Source organism: Bariatricus sp. HCP28S3_F11 (assembly GCF_052065395.1).
Classification (GTDB): domain Bacteria; phylum Bacillota; class Clostridia; order Lachnospirales; family Lachnospiraceae; genus Allocoprococcus.
Genome location: NZ_JBQHUC010000111.1, coordinates 1 through 640, shown reverse-complemented (window position 1 = coordinate 640; position 640 = coordinate 1). Strand labels below are relative to the sequence as shown.

Sequence of the window (640 nt, the reverse complement as noted above, 5' to 3'; positions counted from 1 at the left end):
GGTAAGCGCTTTATAATCAACCGGATAGTCAAACTCTAATTTTTGTGAGATACTTCAGATACTTGGAGTAATTCACTTCATATCTGATTCTCGGAGTTACAAAAGCTACGCTTCAATCTCACTTCTTTGGTCGCTTTTGTTGTACCTGATTACTCCAAAATCTCACATTGAAGGAGATGAATCAAATGAGTACAACTTCAAATGATGAACATTGGTTAAAACTGATCACTCAGTGCAGATCCAGTGGCCTTACCGACCGCCAATGGTGCATAGAAAACGGGATTCCTATCAGCACATTTTACTATCATGTCCGGACTTTGCGCAAAAAAGCCTGTGAGGTTCCGGAAGCTGTGGATGCTACCGTGCAGAAACAGGAAGTTGTCCAGATCCCACTCTGGGAAATGGAACAACATACTTCAGATACCGTTACTTCACATATGCCATCGATCTGTCTGGAAATGCAGGGCATCCGTATTGAGATCCACGAACAGGCCGGGGCGGATGTGATCCGAAATACTCTGCTTGCCCTGCGGCAGCTTTGTTAGGCGACCTGTCTGGTGTGGCAAAATTTTACCTGGTCACAGGTTTATCCTCACGATATTTTTATCCTCATCTTTTCTGGATATAAAGATATTTACTC

Annotated in this window: 1 protein-coding gene; it reads left to right on the top strand. The window is 43.3% G+C overall.

What is annotated here, in order from left to right; all coding sequences use genetic code 11:
• Positions 1 to 185 precede the first annotated feature (185 nt).
• Positions 186 to 545: an IS66 family insertion sequence element accessory protein TnpA gene (gene tnpA, locus ACTNBR_RS16490; RefSeq protein ID WP_441019269.1), complete on the top strand. Its 360-nt coding sequence runs from the start codon at positions 186 to 188 to the stop codon at positions 543 to 545.
• Positions 546 to 640: the final 95 nt, after the last annotated feature.

Excerpts from the sequence above, each read along its gene's own strand:
- tnpA (WP_441019269.1), top strand. The coding sequence starts at position 186 with ATGAGTACAACTTCAAATGATGAACATTGGTTAAAACTGATCACTCAG.